Below are 26,278 nucleotides of genomic sequence, written 5' to 3'. Positions count from 1 at the left end.
TTCTCCTTAAAGATTAGAATGTTCGTCCAATGGTGAACGTGAAGAACTCTTCGTCATCACCGTCGTATTTCTTGAGCGGACGAGCAATCGAGAATACGAGTGGTCCCATCGGTGACATCCACTGCAGTGCCGCACCATATGACGCACGAATTAATGATGGATCAGAGTAGTCATGCAAAAACGCACCATCATCGTCTTTTAAATCATACTCGGTATCCCAGACGGTACCGGCATCAACAAACACACTGGTCCGGATCTGGTTACGCACTTCGTCTGAGGCAAACGGGGTCGGTACAATCAGCTCAACGCTGGCTAACGCAACCGCATTACCGCCAGCCGCATCATCGGTACCCGTCGCACAACTATTGTTGCCACCAATCGAACCGCCGGTACTACATCCTTCGACATAAACGGCTTTTGGCCCCACCGTATTGGATCGGAAACCGCGCAAGGTAGTGAAACCACCTGCGTAGAAGTTTTCATAAAATGGTAGCAGATGATCACTACCGTTATCAGTGCTGCCGTAGCCGTTACCGTAACCTAAGCGACCACGCAATAACAGGCTGAAATCATGCCCTTCATTTAACGCAAAGTACTGGCGTATATCATACTGAGTCTTGAAATACTGCGCATCAGATCCGGGAACGGTCATTCGGAACGACGCCCGCTGATGGTTACCCGCCGTTGGGAAGTAACCCCGGTTCAGGTTGTTACGCGTCCAGGAGACTGACCAGTCGAAATCATCCAGTTCGATAATGTTCTCACCGCGATCGAAGCCATGAATCTTCTTAAACTTCTCAATCTGGTAGTATTCTTGGGTGTTCGAGATCTTGTTGTGATCATAACCCAGGCCAAATTCGAAAAAGTTCAGTTCATCAAACGGGAAACCCCAAGTCAGGCTGGTTCCATAACTCTGGTTGGTATAGTCCGAAATGTTAGCATCAGAGGCTTCAAACTCGTTGTAGTAAATTTTACCGCCTAAGCTAACCCCATCGAGGGTGAAATACGGGTCGCGATATTCCAGGCTAACGTTTTTCTGGTAATCGTTCATCATAGCATTAATGCCAAAACGATTACCGGTACCCAAGAAGTTATCCTGCTGAATACCAGCCTGGAAGCTGATCCCCGATTCCGTACCAAAACCGACACCGAAGTTAATACTACCGGCATTCGATTCTTTCACGACGTATTTTACATCAACCTGATCTTCAGAGCCCGGCACACGTACCGTTTGTACGTCGACCGTTTCGAAAAAACCGGTTCGGCTCAGACGATCTTTACCACGCTCGACCGATTTAGAGTTCAGCCAGCTACCTTCCATCTGACGCATTTCACGACGCAGCACTTCATCTTTGGTCGATGTGTTACCAGAGAACTGGATATTACGTACGTAGATACGTTTACCCGGTTCAACGTTCACCAGCAGTGACACTTCTTTGTTCTCATCATCAAAGTCAGGGATCGTGGTCACTTGCGGGTAGGCATAACCAGATTCACCCAGTTTGCGCTTCACCGCTTCTTCCAGTGCTGTTACCTGAGCGCCGTTATAAATATCATTAGACTTAAACGTCACCAGCTTGTCGAATTCACTATCGCGATCAACCAGTTCACCACGGAATTCCACGCTTTTTACGCGATACTGTTCACCTTCATTGATTTTGAGAGTGATATAAACGCCTTTCTTGTCCGGTGAAATGGCAACCTGAGTCGATTCTAATTTATACTTCAGATACCCGTTATTCAGGTACTGCGACCGTAGTGCTTCCAAGTCACCAGCCAATACCTGCTTCTGGTACTTTTCATCTGCGAGGAAATTCCACCACGGCACTTCTGCCTGAAGGTTAAATTTACCTTTCAGCTCGTCATCGCTAAAGACTTCATTACCAATAACATTAATTTGCTGGATTTTGGCTGAGACGCCTTCGGTGAATACAAACTTCAAGTCGGCACGGTTACGAGGCAGTGGAGTAACAACGGCTTTTACGCTGGCGTTGTATTTACCAACACTATAATAGAAATCTTCTAAGCCTTTCTCTATCTTACTTAGCGTTGTCCGATCGAGCGCTTCGCCCATCCGAAGATTAGACGCGTCTAAGTTTTCAGTGAGCTGCTCGTCCTTAATTGCTTTGTTACCAGAAAATGTAATATTGGCAATAGTCGGGCGCTCTAATACGTTAATTAAAATCGCATTTCCATCACGAAAGACTTTGATATCTTCAAAATTGCCGGAAGCAAAAAGAGCCTGAATAATTTCTGCCACATCCCGGTCATCAACGCTATCACCTACACGGACTGGCATTTTTAACAATGCTGCACCTAATGTGACACGCTGAAGGCCTTCAAAGCGAATATCATCAACTACAAATTGTTCCGCGCTCTGCGCAACACTGCTACCAAGCAAAAGTGATGCGGCCAACAGATTTTTTATCGCCATTACTGTTCTAATTATTCCTTGCTAAAAACGCATTTATTAAAGGCGGGTAAAATCATTGAATAGCGCAACGGCCATTAACGCAACCAAAATGGCTGATCCCACTCTATAGCCAATATCCTGAACCCGTTCAGAAACAGGACGACGAGTTATCGCTTCAATTGCAAAAAACAGCAAATGTCCACCGTCTAACACGGGAAGCGGTAACAAGTTAACGATGCCCAAGTTGACACTTATCAGAGCCAAAAAGCCAAGGAAATAGACTATCCCGTAATCGGCTGTCATCCCTGCCCCTTTCGCAATCGATATTGGGCCACTTAAATTCTTAATTGCAATATCACCCGTCACCAGCTTGCCAACCATATCAAAGGTTAACGTGGTTAGTTGCCAGGTTTTCTCAACGGCTTTACTCACCGCTTCTAACGGGCCAAACTGCAAATTGATCTGATATGATTCTGGCCAGGCTTCCACCTTTGGTGCAAATCCTGCGTAACCAATCATATCGCCATTGGCCAGTTTTTTTACTGCCGGAGTCAGGGATAGCGTGACATTCTCCCCCTCACGCTCGACTTCAACCAGCATAGATTGATCCGGTTTTGAACGCACAGCCTCGACAACCTCTTCCCATTTCACAATCGGCGTATTATCGATGGCTACAATCTTATCATTTAACCTTAAACCTGCAGCAATTGCTGCCCCATCATCAACAAGTTGTGAGATGGAAAGGGTAATTGGCGGTGAGTAGGGTGTAATCCCTAAGGTTGCCAGTACCCGCTCACTTTCAGGGTCAAAAGACCACCCCGTCAGGTCTAAAGTACGCTGAACTTCATACTCAGCATCGGGTTCAGTAACCGTGATAACCATTTCTTTATCACCAATATGAGAAATCATTGCCATGTTAGCAGATTCCCAATCAGCGGTTTTGATTCCTGAAATGGACTTAAGTTCCATTCCTGAGCGAATTCCTGCTTCTGCTGCAATCGACTGCGGCACAACCTCACCGATCACCGGGCGCACGGCAGGCACCCCAATCAGGTAGACAATCCAATAGGCGGCAATGGCAAAAATAAAATTTGCTACCGGGCCGGCAGCGACAATAGCACTGCGCTGCCACAAGGTTTTGTTATTGAAGGCTAAATGTTGTCTGTGTTCAGGCACCTCATCGACGCGCCCATCAAGCATCTTGACGTACCCCCCTAGCGGGATCATGGCCAGGGTATATTCCGTACCGTCTTTACCGACTTTGCGCCACAGCGCTTTACCAAAGCCAATAGAAAAGCGTTCGATGTAAACACCGCATCGGCGGGCGACCCAAAAGTGACCGAACTCGTGAGCGGCAATCAAAATACCTAATGCAAGTAGAAATGCACCAAGGTTCCACAAAACGTCCATCATACTGATACCTTATGAATCACTTTCTGAGCCAATATTCGGGCTATCTTATCCAGCTCAATCACGCTTTCCAAGTCTGTCGGTACTGTCATTTGAGCTGACTCGAGAACATGTGCATTAATATGGGCAATATCGGTAAAACCAATCTGCTTATTCAAAAATGCCGCTACCGCGACTTCATTCGCTGCATTCAACGCGGTTGTTGCCGCCTGACCTTCGTAGCAGGCATCTATCGCCAGCTTCAGGCATGGGTATCGAGCATAGTCCGGTTGCAGGAAGGTAAACTCACCGACCTTGCTAAAATCCAGTGGTGCGACTCCCGCATCGACCCTTTCAGGATAGGACATTGCACAGGCAATCGGGGTTTGCATATCCGGCAACCCCATCTGCGCCAATACGGAACCATCCTTATACTGCACCATAGAATGAATAACAGATTGCGGATGAATGATCACTTGCAGTTGCTCACGGGACGCATTGAACAACCAGCGAGCTTCAATGTATTCCAGCCCTTTGTTCATCATGGTGGCGGAATCAACAGAAATTTTTGGCCCCATAGACCAATTAGGATGGGCGATTGCCATTTCCGGTGTCACCGCTGATAATTTTGACACCTCAGTATAGCGGAAAGGTCCGCCGGAGCCGGTTAATAAAATCTTGCTGATACCATGCTTGTCCAGATCGCATCGGCCCATTGCTTGCTGTATTTCAGCAGGCAAACACTGGAAGATCGCATTATGCTCGCTATCAACCGGCAGCAATTCAGCACCGGACTGCTCACAGGCATCAATGAACATCTGTCCCGACATCACCAGGGCTTCCTTGTTGGCCAGCAAAATACGCTTGCCCGCCCTGACTCCCGACATTGTCGGCAGCAAGCCCGCAGCACCGACAATCGCGGCCATGACGGTATCCACTTCATCAAGCGCGGCGACCTGACACAGGCCATCTTCTCCAGCGAAGACCTCAGTATCTATGCCATGCTGCTTAAGTAATTCTGACAATTCTGCTGCCGCTTTCGGCGACGCCATCGCGGCATATTTTGGCTTCCAGGTACAGCATAACTCAAACATCTTCTGGCTATTTGAGCCTGCAGCCAAAGCAACGACATCAAATAAATCTGGGTTTTGTGCTGCGACGGCCAGCGTGCTGCTTCCGATTGAACCCGTTGCACCAAGAATCGTTAACTTACGCATAAAATCACTTAATTCAGCTATGAAAGGCAGCCTGAGAACAGCTGCCCACTATATGACATTGCTTATAGTAACCAAAGATACAATAAAGCAAAAACAGGAAGGGCAGCGGTCAGACTGTCGATACGATCAAGAATACCACCATGACCAGGCAAGATATTACCACTATCCTTGATGCCTGAGGCACGCTTAAACATACTCTCGACCAGATCACCTAAAACAGAAGCGATGACCGTAATGATGGCTATAACAAACAAGCCACCCAGGCTGGTAAACGGAATATCCATCAATGCAGCCCCACCCCATGTTACTAGCAGAGCCAATGCAGCACCGCCGATTAAACCTTCAATGGTTTTGTTCGGGCTCACCGCGGGGGCCATTTTATGTTTACCAAAACGCTTACCTGAGAAGTATGCGCCAGAATCTGCAGCCCAAACCAGACAACAAACTAACAGCACCAATTTTGCGCCATGGTATGGATTTTCAGCATAGTGAACGGCGCGGAGCATCAAGATACCCCAGAAAAATGGGATTAAGGTAAGCAAGCCAAAAAGGTATTTTAAAGAAGGAGCTTTAACCCAAAGTTTGGCACTCGACGGGTACGTTATTGCTAAGGTAGATGCAATTAACCACCAAATACCACCCACAAGTAACATTGTATGGTGTGACTCGGCTAATACTGATAGTGCAGTAACGTCAGATGGTATTGCCGCTAAACTCAAACATAGAGTAATCGCAGGCACCATCATGGCAGCCATACGCGATTTAGCGTCAACAAATTGTGTCCATTCCCAAAAACCGATCATGGTAATCGCGGCTAAAGCAATTACAAAAGCAGGGAAAGGTAGTAGAAAGATCCCTGCAATCACTAACGGCGCGAGGATTAAGGCGGTAATAATACGTTGCTTTAGCAAGCTGCGTCCTCTCGTTTTATCATTTGTTTTATCACTATTTCGACCTACTTGTAGCTGTTCAATCTGCAGCTATCTTAATCAATGCGCTTTATGATAAAAAACACATTTTGCTAAATAGTGGTTATTCTTGTAATAAAGCTTGAATCTGTTCACCAGTACAGCCAAAACGGCGCTCACGGTTCACGAACCATGCAATGGCATCGGCAAAGCTATCTTCGTCGAAATCCGGCCAGAGCTGCTCTGTAAAATACAACTCCGCATAAGCCGCTTGCCATAACATAAAATTGCTAATACGGCATTCGCCACTGGTACGGATCATAAGATCGACATCTGGCAGATCGGCTGTCGACATACCAGCAGCCATCATATCTTCCGTAATCTCTTCAACCGTCAGATTTTGTTCGGCAACTTGCTGCGCCAACCGTTTAGTCGCTTGCAAGATATCCCACTGGCCACCATAGTTAGCGGCAATATTCAGCACCAAGCCGGTATTGCTTGCCGTTAAGGTTTCTGCCGCTGCTATCTTGTCTTGCAGACGGCGGCTGAATCGACTTTTATCACCGATGACGCGTAACTGAATGTTGTTCTTGTGCAAGCGTTTAACTTCACGACCTAACACGGTCATGAAAAGCTGCATCAACAGTGACACTTCGTCTTCTGGTCGACGCCAGTTCTCACTGCTAAAAGCAAATAAAGTCAGAGCCTTGACACCTAGGCGATTAGCCGTGGAGACGGTTTTACGTACCGCATCAACACCAGCCTTATGGCCAAACACTCGAGTCTTACCCTTCGCTTTTGCCCACCGACCATTGCCGTCCATAATCACGGCGACGTGCTTCGGTAAACAGTCCACTGAAAGTGCAGTTTCGATTGGATGCTTTGCCATACATTTCCCTCAAAAAAAAGCGCCGTACTGCACGCACAGCGCTTTAAGTCTCATAAAGCTAATTTTATGCCGCTAGGACTGACGTCAAGCGTCTTAAACTTCCATCAGCTCTTTTTCTTTCGCTTCAAGCACTGCGTCAATATTCTTAACGGCTGCGTCTGTCAGCTTCTGAATTTCGTCTTGAGAACGACGATCATCATCTTCAGAGATTTCTTTGTCTTTAAGCAGCGCTTTAATGTCAGCATTCGCATCACGACGGATATTACGAACCGCAACACGTCCTTGCTCGGCTTCCTTGCGTACGATCTTAACCAGATCACGACGACGCTCTTCTGTTAGCGGAGGAAGAGGAACACGAATCGTCGTACCCGCTGACATTGGGTTCAGCCCCAAGTCCGACATCATGATCGCTTTTTCAACTTTAGGCGCTAGCTCACGATCAAATACCGTGATCGATAACGTACGTGAATCTTCAGCAACAACGTTTGCCAGTTGCTTAAGCGGTGTATTTGCACCGTAGTATTCAACGTAAATGGTATCAAGCAAGCTTGGGTGTGCACGACCAGTACGCACTTTAGCCAGTTGATTTTTTAGCGCTTCAACGCTTTTTTGCATGCGTTCTTGTGCATCTTTTTGAATTTCGTTAATCACAATTAGTTCCCTTGATTATTCGGTCAAAGTAGAGGCGAAACCGCCCCATCCTGAATTAGTCGTTAGAAATCTTAGTCGTTAGAAACCTAGCTATTAGAAATCAATGTGCCTTCTTGCTCGCCCATCACCACTCGGCGAAGTGCACCAGGCTTAGTCATGTTAAATACACGAATAGGCATATTATGGTCACGAGCCAGAGTAAACGCAGCTAAGTCCATTACTTTTAGTTCTTTTTCAAGAACATCGTTATAGCCAAGCTTATCACAAAGAACAGCATCTGGGTTTTTAACTGGATCATCAGTGTAGACGCCCTCAACTTTCGTTGCTTTCAATACTACTTCTGCTTCAATTTCAATACCGCGAAGACATGCAGCAGAATCCGTCGTAAAAAACGGATTACCGGTACCGGCAGCGAAAATCACGACACGGCCCTGGCGCAGCTGGCTGATCGCTTCTGCCCAGTTATAACTGTCGCACACACCATTGAGTGGGATAGCTGACATGACTCGAGCGTTCACATAGGCACGATGCAATGCATCACGCATTGCCAAACCATTCATTACTGTGGCCAGCATACCCATGTGGTCGCCCACAACTCGGTTCATACCCGCTTCAGCAAGACCCGCACCACGGAACAAGTTACCGCCACCAATAACAAGGCCTACCTGTACGCCTAATTCAACGAGTTCCTTGATTTCCTGAGCCATACGGTCAAGAACTTGTGCGTCAATGCCAAAACCTTCGTTGCCCTGTAGTGCTTCACCACTAAGTTTGAGCAAAATGCGTTGATAAGTCGGTTTAGGGTTTGTGGTCATGCGTATTACCTTCCAGGCTTAACTAAAGAGATATGGAGTTGTAAAAAGACCGCAGCCTAGGCTACGGTCTTTGGAGTTCTTATGCGAAGGATTAACCCTTCTGAACAGCTGCTACTTCTTCTGCAAAGCTCATTTCTTGAGCTTTCTCGATACCTTCGCCAACTTCGAAACGGATGAAGTTAGTTACTGTAGCGCCTTTTTCTTTCAGCATTTGACCAACAGTCTGTGATGGATCCATGATGAATGCCTGACCTGTCAGAGAAACTTCGCCGGTGAATTTCTTCATGCGGCCAACAACCATTTTCTCTGCGATTTCAGCTGGCTTGCCAGATTGGATAGCGATATCGATCTGGATTTGCTTTTCTTTAGCAACAACGTCAGCTGGTACATCTTCAGGAGTTACGAACTCAGGCTTAGATGCCGCAATGTGCATTGCAACTTGCTTGATTGTTTCTGCGTCTGCATCAGAAGCAACAACAACACCGATACGATCGCCGTGACGGTAAGAACCGACTTTAGCACCTTCGATGAATTCAACACGACGAATGCTGATGTTTTCACCGATCTTAGCTACAAGAGCAATACGCTGCTCTTCAAATTTAGCTTGTAGTTCAGCGACTTCAACACGGCCAGCAAGAGCAAAATCAGCTACTTCGTTAGCAAATGCAAGGAAGCTCGCATCTTTAGCTACGAAGTCTGTCTGACAGTTTACTTCTAGAATTGCAGCAACACCTTCAACTTCTTTGATGATGATTGCGCCTTCAGCTGCGATGTTACCCGCTTTTTTAGCAGCCTTAGCAGCACCGCTCTTACGCATGTTCTCAATCGCCAGCTCGATGTCAGCGTTAGCTTCAACAAGCGCTTTTTTACAATCCATCATGCCTGCGCCAGTACGTTCGCGCAGTTCTTTAACTAGGGCAGCTGTAACTGTTGCCATTGTTATATCCTCAGTTTGAATACTCGGTATAAAAATCAGGGGCCTGTTAGCGGCCCCTGTTAACCATACTTAGTTTACACAAGGTAACTTAAGATGCTCAAAGGAGCAGGCTATTACTCAGCTTCTACGAAACCGTCTTGCTCAGCTTGCACAACGATATCTTGGTTGCGAGCTTCAGTAACAGTTTGTGCTACAGCACCAGTGTAAAGCTGGATAGAACGGATTGCATCATCGTTACCAGGGATAACGAAGTCAACGCCGTCTGGGTTAGAGTTAGTATCTACTACTGCAAATACTGGGATACCCAGGTTGTTAGCTTCTTTAACTGCGATGTGTTCGTGATCAGCATCGATTACAAACATTGCGTCTGGCAGGCCAGCCATGTTCTTGATACCACCAAGAGACTTCTCAAGCTTTTCCATTTCACGAGTACGCATTAGCGCTTCTTTCTTGGTTAGCTTGTCGAAAGTACCGTCAGAAGACTGTGCTTCTAGATCTTTCAGACGCTTGATTGACTGGCGAACAGTTTTCCAGTTAGTCAGCATACCACCCAACCAACGGTTGTTTACGTAGTACTGGTCACAGTTGATCGCTGCTTCTTTGATTGATTCGCTGGCTGCACGCTTAGTACCAACGAAAAGGACTTTACCTTTACGAGCAGAAATCTTGTTGATTTCAGCTAGTGCTTCGTTGAACATTGGTACAGTTTTCTCAAGGTTGATGATATGTACCTTGTTACGAGCACCGAAGATGAATGGCTTCATCTTTGGGTTCCAGTAACGAGTTTGGTGACCGAAGTGTACACCAGCCTTAAGCATGTCGCGCATTGATACAGTTGCCATTGAATATTCCTCTATGGGGTTAGGCGTCCACATATCCCATCCTACCGACCCTTAATCACCGTTCGAAACAACTCGCCGCCTCATCGAGAGAACAGCCGCAGAACGAAAGAATGACGGGCACCCCGGAGCATGTGCCGATATGTGTGAGTGATTAATAAAAGTAAGTGTAATTTAACTAACAGAGTCGAAACCCAATTAGCTAATTACGGCGCGCTTTATACCATATTTCGCCACCAAAAATCCAGCCTAAATATATTCGAAGTCACGAAACTTGGTTTCCATCCTAAGCCCTCGCTGTTAACATATGCGTAATAGTAAACCGTCATTCATAGAGAAGATTAAATGAGCATCAAGATCAAAACGGCTGAAGAAATTGAAAAAATGCGCGTTGCAGGCCGTTTGGCCGCTGATGTGTTGGAAATGATCGAACCGCACGTCAAGGCGGGCGTCACGACAGAAGAACTTGATCGCATTTGCCACGATTACATCACCAAAGAGCAAGGTGCCATACCTGCACCGCTGAACTATCACGGTTTCCCTAAGTCGGTTTGTACTTCAATTAACCACGTTGTTTGTCACGGTATTCCTAGCGACAAAGATGAAGACGTAAATGGAAAGTACAACAAACCTGCAATATTGAAAGACGGCGATATCCTTAACATTGACATTACCGTGATCAAAGACGGTTACCACGGCGACACCTCTAAAATGTTTGAAATCGGTGAAGTATCACTGGAAGACAAACGTCTTTGCCGGGTGGCACAAGAGAGCCTGTACCTGGCCATCAAAAAAGTGAAGCCGGGTACCACGCTGGGTGAAATAGGCACTGCCATTCAAAAATTCATCAAAAGTGGCAATAGCCGTTTTTCTATTGTCAAAGACTACTGCGGCCATGGTATTGGTAGCGAATTCCACGAAGAGCCACAAGTTGTCCACTACAAGAACAACGATCGCACCGTACTGAAAGCAGGCATGTGTTTCACTATCGAACCGATGATCAATGCCGGTAAATTTGGCTGCGTATCAGATGACAACGATGGCTGGACGGTCTACACCGTTGACGGCAAGAAATCTGCACAGTGGGAACACACTCTGCTAGTCACTGAGACCGGTTGTGAAATTCTGACCTTGCGTAAAGACGATACCCTGCCTCGTATTCTGTAAGTCAGACCACCAAATACGTAGTCCCCCTAAGAAAGCCGGCAAATTGCCGGCTTTTTATTTGTTGTTATCCGGTTATAGTAAGAACAAGCATTTTTACTCTATGGCACGGACTGCGATGACTGACACTTCTTCGGCTCTTCAGGCTTTTTCATCTGAATCCCTCACGCAAGAGAACTTGCGAACGGCACTCGAGCACTTTTCTGAACAACAAAAGCAACTGTTTCTCCAACACCACCCAATCACGGATTTAGTGCATGCTCGCTCAACATTTATCGACCAGCTGCTGATCCGCCTGTGGCAACATTTCGGCTTTGAACAAAAAACTGGTCTTGCCCTCGTGGCCGTTGGTGGTTACGGGCGAGGCGAACTGCACCCCTTGTCTGATGTTGACATTTTAGTGCTCAGTGAACAACCACTGGATGAAGCGACGGGGAAAATCATCTGTGAGTTCCTGACCTTCCTGTGGGATTTGCGACTGGAGGTTGGCCATAGTGTCCGCACTGTTGCTGACTGTATTGAAGTCGGCCTGGCCGATCTTACCGTTGCAACCAACCTGACAGAAGCCCGGCTGCTGTGTGGCAGCGAAGCGTTGTTCCAGTGCCTGCAGGAACAAGTAAACTCCGGTAAATTCTGGCCCAGTGAAGACTTTTACCGCGCCAAGCTGGAAGAGCAAAAAAGGCGTCATGCCCGTTATCATGACACCACCTATAACCTCGAGCCCGATATCAAATCCAGCCCGGGCGGCCTGCGTGACATTCATACCTTAAGCTGGGTGGCACGGCGCCATTTTGGTGCCACTAACCTGTTAGAAATGAGTCGGTTCGGCTTCCTGACAGATGCTGAATACCGTGAACTGGCTGAGTGCCAGGACGCCCTATGGCGGATCCGCTTTGCCCTGCATATTGAATTGCGCCGCTATGACAATCGCCTCACCTTTGCCCATCAACCGTCAGTCGCCAAAAACCTGGGTTACACCGGCGAAGGAAACCGCGGTGTCGAAATGATGATGAAAGAGTTCTATCGCACTTTGCGCCGGGTGTCCGAACTCAACAAGATGCTGCTGCAGCTGTTTGATCAGGCGATTCTCGACAGCGGTAAAACCACCGATGCGATCAGACTGGATGATGATTTTCAGCTTCGCGGCCATTTAATCGAGGCAACCAAACCGGCTCTCTTTCAAGCTCGTCCGGAAACCATTCTCGATATGTTCATGCATGTTGCACAGAATTCTGAAATTGAAGGCATTGCAGCACCGACTTTGCGTCAGTTGCGCACTGCGCGCCGACGATTAAATCGCTTTCTGGTTGAGATCCCTGCCGCCAGAGAAAAATTCATGGAACTGGTCCGCCAGCCTAATGCCTTGCAGAAAGCCTTCCGGCTGATGCATCGTCATGGTGTTTTAGCCACCTACCTGCCGCAATGGAGCCAGATCGTAGGACAAATGCAGTTTGATCTGTTCCATGTCTATACCGTCGACGAACACAGTGTTCGCCTGCTCAAGAACCTCAATAAATTCAATGATCCGGGAAACCGGCAACTTCATCCAATCTGCTGTGAAGTCTATCCGCGGATCATAAAAAAAGAAATTCTGATCTTAGCGGCGATCTTCCATGACATAGCCAAAGGTCGCGGAGGTGATCATTCTGAATTAGGTGCCACAGAAGCGTACAATTTTTGCCTGCAGCATGGGCTTTCCCGCCCCGAGGCAAATCTGGTGGCATGGTTAGTCAAACAACATCTGCTGATGTCGGTCACCGCCCAGCGCCGGGACATCTATGATCCGGAGGTGGTGTCCGAATTTGCCAAAGAAGTCCGTGATGAAGAACGATTGGATCACCTGATCTGCCTGACGGTGGCCGATATCTGCGCCACCAACCAGGATTTGTGGAACAGCTGGAAACGCACCCTGCTTTCTGAACTCTATTATGCAACTCAGAAAGCACTTCGCCGAGGGCTGGAAAATACCCCGGATGTTCGCGAGCGTATCCGCCATAATCAGCAGCTGGCCTCGGCAATATTACGCAGCAAGAACTTTACGCCTCGAGAAATTGAAGTGCTATGGCAGCGCTTTAAAGCCGATTACTTTCTGCGTCATACTCACAAGCAGATCGCCTGGCATGCTGAAGCTATCCTGGCCCATGACGACCATGACAAACCCCTGATCCTGATCAGCAAAAAGGCAACCCGGGGCGGTACCGAAGTTTTTGTTTACAGCAAAGACAAAGCGAAGTTATTTGCCATTGTGGTTTCTGAGCTGGATAAGAAGAACCTCAGCGTCCATGATGCACAGATCATGAATAGCAAAGACGGTTACGCCCTCGACACTTTTATGGTGTTAGACCCGACCGGGAAAGCCATTTGTGAAAACCGCCACCACTCAATACGTCGCGCCCTGATCAAAGCCCTCACGCACATGAAATCGGAACGCAAAAACAAACGAGCTCCTCGTCAGCTACAGCACTTTAATGTGAAAACTAAGGTCGATTTCTTACCGACCAAAACCGGTAAGAAAACCACGATGGAATTGGTTGCGTTAGATATGCCCGGGTTACTGGCGAGAGTAGGCTCGGTTTTTGCCAAGCAGAAAATAAGCCTGCAGGCCGCAAAAATTACCACTATTGGCGAACGGGCCGAAGATTTCTTTATTCTGATCAATGAGCAGGGTACTCAATTAACTGCCGAACAACAGCAGCAATTGAAAGAAGCGCTCATCACCAAGCTTGATTCACACGATTAATACCGGTTGGTATAACCCACCTCCTGAGCATCTGATCCCTGATGCTCAGGGGATGCGCGATCTTGCCCACACTCTCACCACCCAGCTCAAGAAGTTATGATCGGTTCTTGCTACAGTGGCGGAAAACCAGAACAATTGAATGAGACCTATATGTACCCACACCTCACCAGTATCGGTATCGAATATCCGGAAAGAATTGAGCGTTACAGCCTGCGGCAGGAAGCCGCAAATGATATTTTAAAAATCTATTTTGCCAAGAATAAAGGTGAATTGTTTGCCAAAAGCGTAAAGTTTAAATTCCCGCGTCAGCGCAAATCTGTCGTCGTGAACAGTGGCAACCGCGAATACAAAGAAATTACCGAAATCAATCGCACGCTTACCCACATCATTGATGAACTCGATCAAATCACCCAAAGAAAACCCAAAGATGTAGACATTAAAAAGAAAATTCTCAGTGACTTACGCCACTTAGAGCAGGTGGTCAGTCATAAGATCGCTGAAATAGAAGCGGATTTAGAAAAACTGAAATAAACACAGTACCCAAACCACCTCAAGATGCAGAGTTCAGCAACAATGAAAGAGGCCTGATATAAGGTTCTCGATGGCTATAGGCACCAAGGCATTCCTGATCTATAAAATCAGCAGGAATGCCGACTCACGGCCTATTACACAACTTGTTTGATGAAGCCACTCAACCAAGGCAGTGTCACTTCCAGCGCATCAAAATTCACACAGGCATCGATATCCAGCCGCTCTGCGAGAGGAGTGGCTTGCAACTGCTGTAACAGTTCATCAAATTGTCGCCCGGCCCCGCAATAACGCTCCTCACCATAGCTGGAATCCCCCATCGAAATCACACCGTAGTGAAGATTGGGCAATAAGGGAAACTGATCATTCAGTGCACAATAAAGCGGCAGGATATTATCCGGTAGTTCCCCCTGCCCGGTGGTTGAAGTAATAATCAAAACCACATCATTTTGATATTCAAGGAATTCAGTAAGCAGAGGCTCTAAATAGAGTTGGGCTACATGACCATTTGCGGTCAACGTCTCCACCACCTCTTGCGCGACATCCTCCGCGCCACCAAAGACTGAACCAACAAATACACCAATTTTTGCCATCGTTTTCCAGCCTCGCTTTCTGTCTTTCCTTAAATTTGGCTATTGATGGCACAAGATGCAAATAAACCCCCTCACAACGGGAGCTATCTCATTAAAACAACCGATCAGCCTTATTGGTTTACCAGTAAGTCTGTCGACCAATCAAACGCAGCCATAACACGTAACCAGACTTCATCAACATCAGCTCGAATATCAATCCCTTGCCCGGTTACAGGATGGTCAAACTGCAGCCGTGATGCATGCAGCATCAGACGATGGCATTCATAATTTTCACGGAACATGCGGTTATGACGACCATCACCATGATTGACATCTCCGATAATATGGTGGCTTAAATGGTGCATATGGCGACGTAGCTGATGCTTGCGCCCCGTCTCCGGCTTCATTTCTACCAGACAATACCGGCTTGTGGCATAGCGCCCGACCGGAATATCGGTTTCGACAGTGGCCAATGGTTGGTATGCCGTTACCGCCTCTTGGGCTTCTTGCTCTTCAACCGCATTTTTGTCCGCGATCTTATCCAGCTCTTTCTTTAGAGGATAATCCAATACCGCGGCTTCTTTGATCCAACCGCGCACCACTGCATGATAGGTTTTATGGATATCGCGCCCGGCAAATTTCGGCATCATTAACGCGGCTATTTCACTGGATAAACCAAACAGCAGCACCCCCGATGTCGGGCGATCTAATCGATGTAACGGAAAAACATGCTGGCCCAACTGATCTCGCAGTGTTTGCATCACAAAAACCGTTTCATGGCTATCTAGCCAAGATCTGTGTACCAACATACCCGCAGGTTTATTGACTGCGACCAAATATTGGTCCTGAAAAAGAATTTCTAATTCCATCGATTATTGAGCCTTAAACAGGTTATCTAATTCACGTGTGACACGAATAATGGCACCAACACCCTTGTTATGCTTCATTGCTTCTTCAACATAAGGTGAAAGTTCGAAATGCGCAGGCAAAGGCTGCTGCATGGTGACTAGCTGAGTCATTTTAGGAATAAAGATCCATTGTAACCATTGGTTACAGGTTAGCGTATCTACCGCAAACGGTTCTGTACTCGCCAACGAAGCCTGACTTGGTGCAACGCTTTCCCAAAGGCCAGTTTCATGCATGACAACCTTAAGCTTTTCTAACAACAACTGGCTATGACGATTTTTATCCATGATTCTGCTCTTCAAGAAATGGGCGGGCAAGGATACCACCTCAACTCCCCGCACCCAACCTGTTACCTATTATCGCCCATTCCATGGCAAAATCTGACAACGCGATTTACGCAATTGAATAGTCAGTTAATTGTTGTCTTTGATATACTCTCGATTCAGATTTAGGAGCGATAGCTATGTCCATGGATACATTTCATACCCTCACCCAGTTGCTGGATAACGCCGGTTGTCAGTACACGATTTTCGATCTTGGTCGCCGTGTCAGCGAAATTGATATCGAGCAATTTAAGGCCGTTGAAGAAAACCGCCAACCTTATCCATGGCCGCTGCAGCAACATGCCCACCTTTCCATCTCTTTTTGGCAGAATGGTAATCCACCTTGGATCTGGTTCTTGCGCTTGCCATTAGATGAACGTGGTTTATTAAAACAAGCCGCGGTTGGTGATTTCATCAAGTATGTTATCGAAGCGATGGGCGCAACCCTGAATGCAGAACCAACAGAAGAAGAACAGCAGAAACTAGCCAAAAATCCATACACGTTTAAGCCTAATGACGACAAAATGGCAATTTTTCATGCCCAACTTCGTCAACAGCTTTCTCTGCCAGCAAGCCAGTATTACGAACATGCCCAGCACTTCTTAAGTGGTGCGCTAGGCTGGGAGCAATGGCAAGGTGTCGGTCTACAAGGTCTGGCTGATGTTTGTGCCCGTATGAAGCAAGAAAATAACAGTACTTTGCTGCGAAAAGCGGTGAATAACCTGCCAATGACACCACTCTACGCATTACTCGGCTGCTTAGAGCATTGTGATATTCCGGATAATATTAGCCAGCGTTTAAGTGAGCGGTTACTAACAGAAACCGCATCGACGGAGCCTGATCTCTTCTTAGTGGCAGCGCTGATCCGCTCTCTGGCTGGGGGTAACAGTGAAACACTGACAGAGCAATTAGATCGGCTGTTACAGCAAGCTGAGCTTTGCCACCCAGAAGTCTTAGTGGCAATAGCCGGGCGCTGCTGGAATGGCCTTACGAATACTGACACTGCAAGCCTGTTCTTGCTCCGTTTAGCTGAAACCAAAGATCAAACCTTGTTCAACCAGCTATTTGCCGACCTTGTTATGCTGCCTTTACTGCGTGGCATCATGTTGCAAGTGCTTCATAGCCAAGCTAACCCAGCGTTAGTTGAAGCGATTACACAACTTCAGCAACATGCTCGTGGTCAGTAACTATACCAATCGGCACCTGCCGCACTAAGGACAGCCTCTCTCAGAAATGGATAACTTACTTGCAATACTTTTGGTCACTTTCGGCGCTTACCTGTTCTGGCAGCAGCGCCGACAAACTGAATTGGCCCAAAAATTTATAGAACAGCGCTGTAGCACTCTAGGATTACAGTTACTCAGTACCGCCAGAGGCTCACATAAGCTTAAGGATAAGAAAGGTAACTGGGGATGGCAAACAGTGTATCTTTTTGAGTTCTCAGCCGATGGCCATGACACGTATCAAGGTTATGTGATAATGAAAGGCTTCCGACCAATGCACATTCATGTACCGCCGCATCGTATGCCGGAAACTGAAGGGGTCTAGGGTCTAGGGTCTAGGGTCTAGGGTCTAGGGTCTAGGGTCTAGGGTCTAGCAGCGATGCGTACTGGGCTCTGGGCCAGAAACAAGAACGGGCGCGACTTTCGTCGCGCCCTTAGGTCTTACTTGCAGCAATCCCGCTACTATCGTGCTCCCTGCATCATTCCATTGAATCGCCGTAATCCTTCGGCGTATTCCTTAATTCTTCGTCCTGAAGTTGTCCTTTGGCCTAATCCCGACCCGTCAGTACATCCAATACTGACTCTCTTCTCCGTCCTGGAGGTGTCCTTTACTTCGTCCTGAAGTGTTCCTTTATGCCTCTATCCTAGAGGTGTCCCTGACTTCATCCTGAAGTGGTCCATTTGTCTTCCTGACCAGTAAGTATCCTACTTACTATTAACCGATCCTTCGGTTGTTCCCTTCCCAGTCCATGTTCGATACATCGTCCTGATATACCGGCCTCATCCTGAGACTGCCATAATCCTTGGCTATTTCCTGTTCCGTTCCGGTCAGTTCCTTCCGACACCAATAAGATTACGCGGAATCGTGAAGAAAAGAACCCTTGATCAAACAATCGCATCTGTGAGAAAAAGACGCACATTAAGAGAAACCAATCAAAACCCTTTGCATTCAATTACTTAAAATTATAGGCGCGTGATCTGCCCGTTTGTTTTTCCCGTATCTCCCACAGCTTTGTAAGAGATCTCTCACACGGAAGCGAGATAAAAGAGATTATGACGACCTAGCTACGGGTTATTAAAAATTCAATTGATAACGTTTTTGACGATTAAGGTGGAAATTTATTTGAAACAAAGAAAATAGTCAGCATGAAAATTCCATGCGTAACCGAAAGAAGTGTGGTTGTGTGGGGGCATATTTCAAAAAAACGGGCGCGACTTGCGTCGCGCCCTTAGGTCTTACTTGCAGCAATCCGGCTACGAGGGTGCTCCCTGCATCATTCCATTGAACCGCTGTGATCCTTCAGCGTATTCCTTTTATTCTTCATCCAGAAGAGATCCTTTGGCCTTCCTGACCCGTCGACACATCCAGCATCAACTCTCATCTCCTTCCTGGAGGTATCCTTTACTTCGTCCTGAAGTGTTCCTTTATGCCTCTATCCTAGAGGTGTCCCTGACTTCATCCTGAAGTGGTCCATTTGTCTTCCTGACCAGTAAGTATCCTACTTACTATTAACCGATCCTTCGGTTGTTCCCTTCACAGTCCATGTTCGATACACCGTCCTGATATACCGGCCTCATCCTGAGACTGCCATAATCCTTGGCTATTTCCTGTTCCGTTCCGGTCAGTTCCTTCCGACACCAATAAGATTACCCTTTTTCCAATTCTGAACAAGGTAGGAAAATCGCCTTTCTGAAAAATATTTAATAAAAAAGAACACCATGAAATCATAAGTAACTGATAATAAGTATATAATTCATTTTACCTACCACGATTACCACCAATCAAGCTGAGTATCTCCTACGCCTTTGTAAGAGATCTCTTACAAGACCGGCAGATATCAGGTCGACTTGTTGCTTGGATCCAGCCTCACTATACTTGTCTAGAACCACTATTCACTCAAATGGCAGCCGTGATAAGAGCCAATGAATTCTCGCTGAACTCTGCAGCTGAGTGGTTTGGATATAATATTAATTTGCTGAGGGAATAATGATGGAAACATTCAATCACAATTTATCAAGTCTTTTCAGTCAACTAGGTTTGAACAACTCAAAGGAATTTATTGAAAACTTCCTCACAGAACACCGTCTTGAACAACACGAAAAATTGATAGAAGCCAATTTTTTACAACCATCTCAGCAACGTTTTTTAAAAGAATCGCAGGAACAGGACGCAGACTGGTGTGAAGTCATTGATCAACTCGATGCTTTGCTACGAAAATAGCCCATATATTGAGATACATGTTGCCCACAGGGATCCAGGATAAAATGTCAGACATTACCCAAGCATTAGAACAGGTTATTACGTCACTTATCGCAGAAGGCAAAGAGCCCTCTGTCGCCTTAATCAAAGCAAGGCTGGCTGATCCGCTGCCAATGCCTGTGATTATTAGAGCGCTGCAAGCATGGAAGAAAAATGCCAAAGTTCCGAATATTCAAAAAACAGAGCCGACACTCAATACCGAAGCGCGCATCAAACAGCTTGAACAGCAAGTCGCCGAACTAACCATCCGATTAGCGCGTTTAGAAAAAATTTAAAACAAGGGGCACCGAACGGGTGCTCCTCTGTATACCTGGTGTTATTCCGGCTGATATTACTGGCTTTAGTTGAGACACGGCCCCCATCTGAGCCCATAGTGCTTCTATTTTGGGTACGGCTAATGCAGTATATAAGCCTCTCGATGCGATCATTGTCAGTGTGAGGGTGTCGCACTTCAACGTTGGATTCGGGTTTTATCTTTTTAAATTAACGTAAAATAAACCTTTACAATATTCGATACTAAGGTACTATTCATCTCGCTCTGTTGTTCAGAGTTATTAATGAAACATTAAGTAAAAGTAAAACCTCAGAATTTCTTCGTTATTGTTGTTATCCTCAGTGTTTCCCTTAGCTTCGTCGTCACATTCAATAATTCAAGCTCTCAGCGCATCGCATTATCGCGATAACTTTATGAATTTAAATATATAAGGGACACTACATGTCTAATAAAACAACTGGTCTAGTAAAATGGTTTAACGAAGACAAAGGTTTTGGTTTCATTACTCAAGACAACGGCGGTGCTGACGTATTCGTTCACTTCCGTGCAATTGCTTCAGAAGGTTTCAAAACTTTGGCTGAAGGCCAAAAAGTATCTTTCGAAGTAGAACAAGGCCAGAAAGGCCCTCAAGCTTCTAACGTAGTAGCGCTATAATTTTGTAAGTCGGCGTAAATGATCTCATGATCATTTACGTCACTCTAAATTAACTATTAACCAATTATTTATACCGTACATTAGAAAATATAAACATTTCCTACATCTGCTTTTTGTATATGTCGTTACGTTCCTTATTTACTTCGCAGTATTATTATAAATAAAATTATTAAGCTTAACTATCAGATACTTAATCACAACTTTAGGTTTTTTAACTTATTATATTTTTATCATGCTGATAATTAAGACAAGGATGCTTATGTCTCGTTCAATAGGTCGCAAACGATTTTGGTTTCAGCAAGGTCGCCAAGAAAACACTACAGTAAAAACCGAGGTAAATAAATGATCGTGAACTTCAATATTTTAAAAGGTGACGTTTCTTGGGATGCATTAATACATCAATTAAATAGCGATGTATTATTACGCCACATTCTAATTAAAGGCAATGTGGATAATATGGATATTAAACTTTCTTATTGTGAAAAAACATGTGAAGGTAGTATTATTAATAATAACAGCAATCAACTTATTGGTAATTTCTCCATTTCCTTTTAGTACTTCTATTATACTCCGTTAGGTTTTATATATAACCGCATACTGCGCATTGCATTTTTCATAAAAACTAATTAAAAACAAATCTGAAAAATGGTTAATAACAATGTAAATCACAGTCTCGGTAGTTGTTGAAAACCAGATAGCTTGAGAGATTTTTACTTATTTGATAAGTCCAATCTAGTGCATTAACTATAAACCTGGTTATATCCCGAAGCTCTTCAGAATCAGCTATCAATAATATTTATCGATAGCCGCCTGTTTTACTGCTGTCGAGAATGTTTAATCCTTAAAATCCCACGACAAGTTAGTCACCAAACGGCACTCGTCGCATTTGAAGTCAAAGATCTCATGCAATGGCTCATCCAGTGCCCAATCGCCTCCGCATACAGGGCAGACACGAGCTTGCTCTGATTCTTTGCTTTCACCGCCAACGCGATAGATATACAGGTAAGTAGGGATCTCACTTACCACTTCCATACGGCGACAGATATCCCAACCACGGCGGAACAGAATGCTTTTACTGGAGCTGATTTCAAGCAACGTCGGGTGCTCAACCACAGAAGCGTTCATTTGGAGTTGATCACAAGCGCTCCAGTCTTCCTGCCATTTGATCAATCGCTTTTGATCGCCATTTTCGAGTGCAGGTAACCGATATAAAGGAACAGGCTGGAAATGTTCACCACAGCGGATCGGTGAGCAAGTATGCAAGTGACTGGTGTATAAAATCAGCCAACCGGGCTTTTCACATTCATCACTGGGATCAGAGTTCATATCTTCACCGATGACTTTCACTTTCGGTCGCAATAGACCAAATTCACTCAGCTGGTCGAAAGCCTGTTTCACCTGATGGCTATGGAAGTCAGGATGAAGACTGTTCGCCTCAGGGCAAACAACTCTGGCGACAAAATTGCCACCATTCATCGCAATAGGGAGTTCACGACCAATAATTTGACCGCTGTAACGCAAGCAGTCCAAACAATAGTTAATCGCTTTTTCAACGGCTCCCAGAGAAGTGTCACAATAAACCTCAAAATCCAGTTCAGTTATATACATGGATCAGGCCTCTTTTACCACGGGCTCTAACTGATACAGAAAGCTTGCGACATCTTCCGCCAGAACCTCGCGTATATTTTTTCCTAAGGTCTCCAATACCACCTGGCCGGTCATATTACAGATAGCAATGACTTTATCTTCTTTTTCTAATGCGCCGATAAATACGGTCGGCTTAAGTTTCAGGCGACGCTGGGTCACTAAGTGGCCAAGAATATTTTCCTGCAGGCGCTGCACATCTTCTTCACTGAATGCCTGAAGCAAGTCAAACTCTATATTGTGACCTGCCCCTTGGAACCTGACAGCCATATCACCGCTAAACTGCGCACCGTAAAAAGCAGTAATATCCTCATGCAGGCGCAGCTCAATCCCTTTTTCTACCCCGGCAAGATCCCCCATCGGATTTCGGGCTACCGGAGTCCAGGTCACTTCGTAGCCATCATCGGCCTTTACACATGGCGAGGCCAAGCCAGTCAAGTCACCGCTTCTTGGAAAACCTTGACCGGCATCACGCCATGCTTGCAGAAAACGGGTGGAAAATTCAGATAAAGCCACCGCAACCGGATGATTCATTCGCAACCTCACAAAAGATTAAGTAAACTTTGCCTATTCTAATCCAAGTGTGTCCAGGACAGTATGAGCAAATATCAAGACGCGAAAGAATTAGCCGGTTTAACCCTAGGTCAGGGTACGGAATACAAAGACCAGTATGATCCCTCTCTTCTTCAGCCTGTACCACGCAGCCTGAATCGTGATGATCTGGCACTTGGCGAAACATTGCCATTTACTGGTTATGACATCTGGACACTCTATGAGCTTTCCTGGTTAAACAGCAAAGGCCTACCTCAGGTTGCCATTGGTGAAGTTCGCCTACCGGCCAGCAGCCCGAACCTAATTGAATCGAAGTCATTTAAGCTATATCTAAACAGCTTTAACCAAACTAAATTTGCAAGCTGGCAGAAAGTGGCCGATGTGCTTCAGAAAGATTTAACTCAGTGTGCCGGTGAAGATGTCGATGTCACTATTCAACCTTTAGCCGATTTTGATGACCAGCCGATTGTCAACTTCAGTGGCGAATGTATCGATGATCAAGATATTGAAATCACCGATTATGAATTTGACGCCAGCTACCTTGAGGGTGCGGCTGAAGAAGTTGTTGTAACCGAGGAGCTAAATAGCCACCTCCTTAAGTCCAACTGCCTGATCACCAGCCAGCCAGACTGGGGCAGCGTAAAGATCTCGTATAAAGGCAAGCGTATTAATCGCGAAAAACTGCTGCGATATCTGGTTTCCTTCCGCAACCACAATGAATTCCACGAGCAATGCGTTGAGCGTATTTTCACGGATATCATGAAGTTCTGCCAGCCAGAATTACTGACCGTTTATGCACGTTATACCCGTCGTGGCGGATTAGATATCAACCCATACCGTACCAATCAAGGCAAAACACCAAGCAATAACTTCCGCTTAGCTCGTCAGTAATTACCAGACGGCGGAATTTGAGGCAATAAGTCCAGCAAAAACGTGTACTTTGCTGGACTTGATTCCCCAACCCAGTAATATTAGACCACTGTGTTTATTGTGGTTTAAGAGATAGTATGAGTTTTCGCCGTTGGCTGCTAAGTATAATAATTATCCTGATTGCTTCCTTTAGCGCGAATGCAAAAATCTATACTACGCCAATTCTGACTGACGCTAGTGAGCTATTACAAACCAGCCCGGAAAAAGCGCTGGAAGCCGTCAATCGTTATTTAAGCCAACGTCGCCTAAGTGAGCCAAAAGAATCGTCGCGGGTTCATGTTAATGACGAAACCGACCATACAGTTCGCACCCCACTGAATACAATCAATGCGCTGCAGATCAAAGCGCAGGCATACTCGCTGTTAAACCAGCCAGAAAAAGCCATCAGTACCATTAAGTCAGCGCAAACGTTGGCCTCCGACAATGGACTCACCTATACCATTTTTGAAACACGCCTTCTTCATGCCAAAATCTACTGGGACAACCTGAAAAACAGCGCCATAGCCCTCAACATGTTGGATCAGGTTGATAACGATATCAGTCAATCGCAGCCGCTTAAACTCACCAAACAGATTAAAGTGCTGCAATATCAATCGTCAATGCAGCGTGCCGTCATCGAATCCGCTCTTGATAATAATGACCAGGCAGAAAAACTGTTTGCCCAAGCCAAACGTTTTTTGAATGATCTGGACGATCAGGAAGAGCGGATCACTTATCAACTCACGATCGGCCATCACTACCTGCAACAGAAGCACTACGATTTAGCGTTAGACCGCCTGCTGAGTGGTTACTGGCTGGCTGTAGAGAGCGGAAAAAAAGCAAAAATAGCGCACGCAAACTACGAGCTAGCTATGTTATTTGAACAGCGCAATGTCTATGACAAAGCATTGGAGCACGCCACCCAGGCGGGGGAATTTTTCGAGCATTTCCAACACACTCAGCCTCTGGCCAAAACATTAGCGCTTATTGCTTCCATCTATGAACAACAAAGTCGTTACAATCTTGCTTTGGTGCATTATTTCAATGCATTAGATCAGGAGAATCAACTGCGCCATAATATTGTTCATTCAGCACACCTGCGACTGAGTATAGCCCGGGTCTATCTGCACCTATACAACTACCCGAAAGCAGAACAGTATCTTCAGCAAGCCCGTCAACTGGCTCAGCAAGCAAGCAATGAAACCATCCAGGCCGAAGTCCAAATCCTGCAAGGCAAGCTTGAATTAGCCGAAGGTCGACTCGAAAAGGCAATATCAACGCTGCAAGCAGGTCTGATTTCGGCCAGTCGCTCAGGACAACGGGAACTTCAGCTGCAGGGAGAGTCTCTTCTTTCTGAAACCTTTGAAAAACAGCATGACTACTACAATGCCTTGTTAAGCCAGCGACGATATGAGCAGATTTTTGCCAGCCAGCAAGAAAGCCAGCTCAAAAGTCATGTTGACGTATTCAAGCAACAGCAACGGATGCTGGAACGTTCCTTGCACCTTGAAGAAATGGAACGTCAGCAATTTGAAAATGAAAAATCGATATACAATCAAAAGAAAGTAAGCCTGTTTTTACTCAGCTTAATTGCATTACTGATCATTTTTCTAATCCGCCGGCACCGGATAGTCAAGCACCTGAAAATAAGACTGGGTATTTTACGTACTGAATTCTATACCCACCCTCGTAGTGGATTACGCAACCTGCGAATGCTCAATGCCCGCCTGCCAAACTCGCTGCAACAGAGCAGCGCTAACTTTGAACAATGGCATTTAGGTGAAATTATTAATGAACCGCTGAGTGATCGGCTGCGATTTGCGTTATTTGAAGTCCCTTTTTTGAAGCACCTTTACCTGCAATACGGCTACCAGCACGGATTAGAAGTTGAGCGTCAATTTGGTGATTACCTGAAAGAGCAGATCTGCAAACCAGCACGTCTCTATCACTTTTCAGACGCGATGTTCCTGTATATTGAGCCTAACTCGCGCTTAAATACAGAGCCTAAACAATTAGCTGACTCAATCCAGCAACTGGTCGATAACTTCCTGATTGAACGTCAACTCGATTCACGAGTTCGAATCGGCATGGCCGAATACCCCTTTTTGCCTCGTGCCTATACCGCCATCAATGATCAGGAGCTGATTGATATCCTGCTGATGGCCGCTAACGCCGCACGTCTTAACAGCCAGACTGAACAAGGTAGCCAATGGGTGCACCTGAGTGCGATTGATGCCGCGCCGGCTGCAAGTTTCGCATGTGATAATATTCGTAAGGCCTGTATTCAGGGCATTGATAATGGACTGGTCAAAGTGCAGAGTTCATCGGCAAAAGAATTCAACTGGAACAATGATCACGATTCAGACAAAAATGTCATTTAAACTAATAGCGTTATCTATCATCACGCCGATAACAGCTAAACGCCAAGCTCGTTTTTTGCTAACATGGCTCGACTAGGCCTGAGTAAACGA

Annotated in this window: 25 protein-coding genes; 11 read left to right on the top strand and 14 right to left on the bottom strand. The window is 46.0% G+C overall.

Features of this window, described 5'->3' with window-relative positions:
- Window positions 1-13: 13 nt before the first annotated feature.
- The 9 genes from bamA to rpsB all read right to left on the bottom strand — a co-directional run bounded on the left by bamA (window position 14) and on the right by rpsB (window position 10,061).
- On the bottom strand, window positions 14-2,434 hold the full coding sequence (bamA, locus tag C9I89_RS19685; RefSeq protein ID WP_107285025.1) for an outer membrane protein assembly factor BamA: 2,421 nt from the start codon (window positions 2,432-2,434) through the stop codon (window positions 14-16).
- A 36-nt stretch (window positions 2,435-2,470) separates the two neighbouring features.
- Window positions 2,471-3,826, bottom strand: coding sequence for a sigma E protease regulator RseP (gene rseP, locus C9I89_RS19680; RefSeq protein WP_107285024.1), 1,356 nt, complete (start codon window positions 3,824-3,826; stop codon window positions 2,471-2,473).
- On the bottom strand, window positions 3,823-5,019 hold the full coding sequence (gene ispC, locus C9I89_RS19675; protein ID WP_107285023.1) for a 1-deoxy-D-xylulose-5-phosphate reductoisomerase: 1,197 nt from the start codon (window positions 5,017-5,019) through the stop codon (window positions 3,823-3,825). Before ispC ends, rseP begins: the two co-directional genes overlap by 4 nt.
- A gap of 62 nt (window positions 5,020-5,081) precedes the next feature.
- The gene (locus C9I89_RS19670) at window positions 5,082-5,930 is read right to left on the bottom strand and encodes a phosphatidate cytidylyltransferase (RefSeq protein WP_107285022.1); all 849 of its coding nucleotides are present in this window, start codon (window positions 5,928-5,930) and stop codon (window positions 5,082-5,084) included.
- 121 nt (window positions 5,931-6,051) lie between these two features.
- On the bottom strand, window positions 6,052-6,816 hold the full coding sequence (locus C9I89_RS19665; protein ID WP_107285021.1) for an undecaprenyl pyrophosphate synthase: 765 nt from the start codon (window positions 6,814-6,816) through the stop codon (window positions 6,052-6,054).
- A gap of 93 nt (window positions 6,817-6,909) precedes the next feature.
- Window positions 6,910-7,467, bottom strand: a complete 558-nt coding sequence (frr, locus tag C9I89_RS19660) for a ribosome recycling factor (protein ID WP_107285020.1) — start codon at window positions 7,465-7,467, stop codon at window positions 6,910-6,912.
- An 86-nt stretch (window positions 7,468-7,553) separates the two neighbouring features.
- The gene (pyrH, locus tag C9I89_RS19655) at window positions 7,554-8,282 is read right to left on the bottom strand and encodes a UMP kinase (protein WP_107285019.1); all 729 of its coding nucleotides are present in this window, start codon (window positions 8,280-8,282) and stop codon (window positions 7,554-7,556) included.
- A 91-nt stretch (window positions 8,283-8,373) separates the two neighbouring features.
- A complete protein-coding gene (gene tsf / locus C9I89_RS19650; protein ID WP_107285018.1) occupies window positions 8,374-9,219 on the bottom strand; it encodes a translation elongation factor Ts in 846 nt (281 codons plus the stop codon).
- A 113-nt stretch (window positions 9,220-9,332) separates the two neighbouring features.
- Window positions 9,333-10,061 carry a 30S ribosomal protein S2 gene (gene rpsB / locus C9I89_RS19645; protein ID WP_107285017.1) on the bottom strand — a complete coding sequence of 243 codons (729 nt, stop codon included), beginning with the start codon at window positions 10,059-10,061 and terminating at the stop codon, window positions 9,333-9,335.
- A gap of 342 nt (window positions 10,062-10,403) precedes the next feature.
- Between rpsB and map the strand changes: the two genes are divergently transcribed.
- The 3 genes from map to C9I89_RS19630 all read left to right on the top strand — a co-directional run bounded on the left by map (window position 10,404) and on the right by C9I89_RS19630 (window position 14,493).
- Window positions 10,404-11,225 carry a type I methionyl aminopeptidase gene (gene map, locus C9I89_RS19640; RefSeq protein WP_107285016.1) on the top strand — a complete coding sequence of 274 codons (822 nt, stop codon included), beginning with the start codon at window positions 10,404-10,406 and terminating at the stop codon, window positions 11,223-11,225.
- A 115-nt stretch (window positions 11,226-11,340) separates the two neighbouring features.
- The gene (gene glnD, locus C9I89_RS19635; protein WP_107285015.1) at window positions 11,341-13,962 is read left to right on the top strand and encodes a bifunctional uridylyltransferase/uridylyl-removing protein GlnD; all 2,622 of its coding nucleotides are present in this window, start codon (window positions 11,341-11,343) and stop codon (window positions 13,960-13,962) included.
- A 150-nt stretch (window positions 13,963-14,112) separates the two neighbouring features.
- The gene (locus C9I89_RS19630; RefSeq protein WP_107285014.1) at window positions 14,113-14,493 is read left to right on the top strand and encodes a DUF3461 family protein; all 381 of its coding nucleotides are present in this window, start codon (window positions 14,113-14,115) and stop codon (window positions 14,491-14,493) included.
- Window positions 14,494-14,627: 134 nt separating this feature from the next.
- Here C9I89_RS19630 and C9I89_RS19625 read toward each other — a convergent pair whose 3' ends face one another.
- The 3 genes from C9I89_RS19625 to C9I89_RS19615 form a co-directional block, all read right to left on the bottom strand.
- Window positions 14,628-15,083, bottom strand: coding sequence for a flavodoxin (locus tag C9I89_RS19625; protein ID WP_107285013.1), 456 nt, complete (start codon window positions 15,081-15,083; stop codon window positions 14,628-14,630).
- A gap of 110 nt (window positions 15,084-15,193) precedes the next feature.
- Window positions 15,194-15,931, bottom strand: a complete 738-nt coding sequence (gene truC, locus C9I89_RS19620) for a tRNA pseudouridine(65) synthase TruC (RefSeq protein ID WP_107285012.1) — start codon at window positions 15,929-15,931, stop codon at window positions 15,194-15,196.
- Between the two features lie 3 nt (window positions 15,932-15,934).
- On the bottom strand, window positions 15,935-16,255 hold the full coding sequence (locus C9I89_RS19615; protein ID WP_107285011.1) for a YqcC family protein: 321 nt from the start codon (window positions 16,253-16,255) through the stop codon (window positions 15,935-15,937).
- Between the two features lie 176 nt (window positions 16,256-16,431).
- On the opposite strand from C9I89_RS19615, the gene C9I89_RS19610 reads away from it, so the two are divergent.
- From C9I89_RS19610 to C9I89_RS22880, 6 genes are all read left to right on the top strand, one after another.
- On the top strand, window positions 16,432-17,478 hold the full coding sequence (locus tag C9I89_RS19610) for a DUF3549 family protein (protein ID WP_107285010.1): 1,047 nt from the start codon (window positions 16,432-16,434) through the stop codon (window positions 17,476-17,478).
- Between the two features lie 46 nt (window positions 17,479-17,524).
- A complete protein-coding gene (locus tag C9I89_RS19605) occupies window positions 17,525-17,839 on the top strand; it encodes a DUF3301 domain-containing protein (RefSeq protein ID WP_107285009.1) in 315 nt (104 codons plus the stop codon).
- Window positions 17,840-19,504: 1,665 nt separating this feature from the next.
- Window positions 19,505-19,735 carry a DUF2789 domain-containing protein gene (locus C9I89_RS19595; protein WP_107285008.1) on the top strand — a complete coding sequence of 77 codons (231 nt, stop codon included), beginning with the start codon at window positions 19,505-19,507 and terminating at the stop codon, window positions 19,733-19,735.
- A gap of 44 nt (window positions 19,736-19,779) precedes the next feature.
- Window positions 19,780-20,049, top strand: coding sequence for a hypothetical protein (locus C9I89_RS19590; protein WP_107285007.1), 270 nt, complete (start codon window positions 19,780-19,782; stop codon window positions 20,047-20,049).
- 440 nt (window positions 20,050-20,489) lie between these two features.
- The gene (cspE, locus tag C9I89_RS19585) at window positions 20,490-20,702 is read left to right on the top strand and encodes a transcription antiterminator/RNA stability regulator CspE (RefSeq protein WP_107285006.1); all 213 of its coding nucleotides are present in this window, start codon (window positions 20,490-20,492) and stop codon (window positions 20,700-20,702) included.
- Between the two features lie 342 nt (window positions 20,703-21,044).
- Window positions 21,045-21,257, top strand: coding sequence for a hypothetical protein (locus C9I89_RS22880; RefSeq protein ID WP_107285005.1), 213 nt, complete (start codon window positions 21,045-21,047; stop codon window positions 21,255-21,257).
- A 279-nt stretch (window positions 21,258-21,536) separates the two neighbouring features.
- Here the strand turns inward: C9I89_RS22880 and C9I89_RS19575 are convergent, their stop codons facing one another.
- Entirely contained in the window at window positions 21,537-22,310 is a 774-nt protein-coding gene (locus tag C9I89_RS19575) for a Zn-ribbon-containing protein (protein ID WP_107285004.1), read from the bottom strand.
- Window positions 22,311-22,313: 3 nt separating this feature from the next.
- A complete protein-coding gene (gene syd, locus C9I89_RS19570) occupies window positions 22,314-22,880 on the bottom strand; it encodes a SecY-interacting protein (protein WP_107285003.1) in 567 nt (188 codons plus the stop codon).
- A gap of 63 nt (window positions 22,881-22,943) precedes the next feature.
- Here syd and queF point away from each other — a divergent pair, with 63 nt between their 5' ends.
- On the top strand, window positions 22,944-23,789 hold the full coding sequence (gene queF / locus C9I89_RS19565; protein ID WP_107285002.1) for an NADPH-dependent 7-cyano-7-deazaguanine reductase QueF: 846 nt from the start codon (window positions 22,944-22,946) through the stop codon (window positions 23,787-23,789).
- Between the two features lie 116 nt (window positions 23,790-23,905).
- The gene (locus tag C9I89_RS19560; protein WP_107285001.1) at window positions 23,906-26,188 is read left to right on the top strand and encodes a tetratricopeptide repeat protein; all 2,283 of its coding nucleotides are present in this window, start codon (window positions 23,906-23,908) and stop codon (window positions 26,186-26,188) included.
- Window positions 26,189-26,278: the final 90 nt, after the last annotated feature.

This window comes from Photobacterium lipolyticum (assembly GCF_003026475.1).
Lineage (GTDB): Bacteria > Pseudomonadota > Gammaproteobacteria > Enterobacterales > Vibrionaceae > Photobacterium > Photobacterium lipolyticum.
The sequence above is the reverse complement of the archived record's forward strand: the minus strand, read 5'-3'. Positions and strand labels throughout refer to the sequence as shown.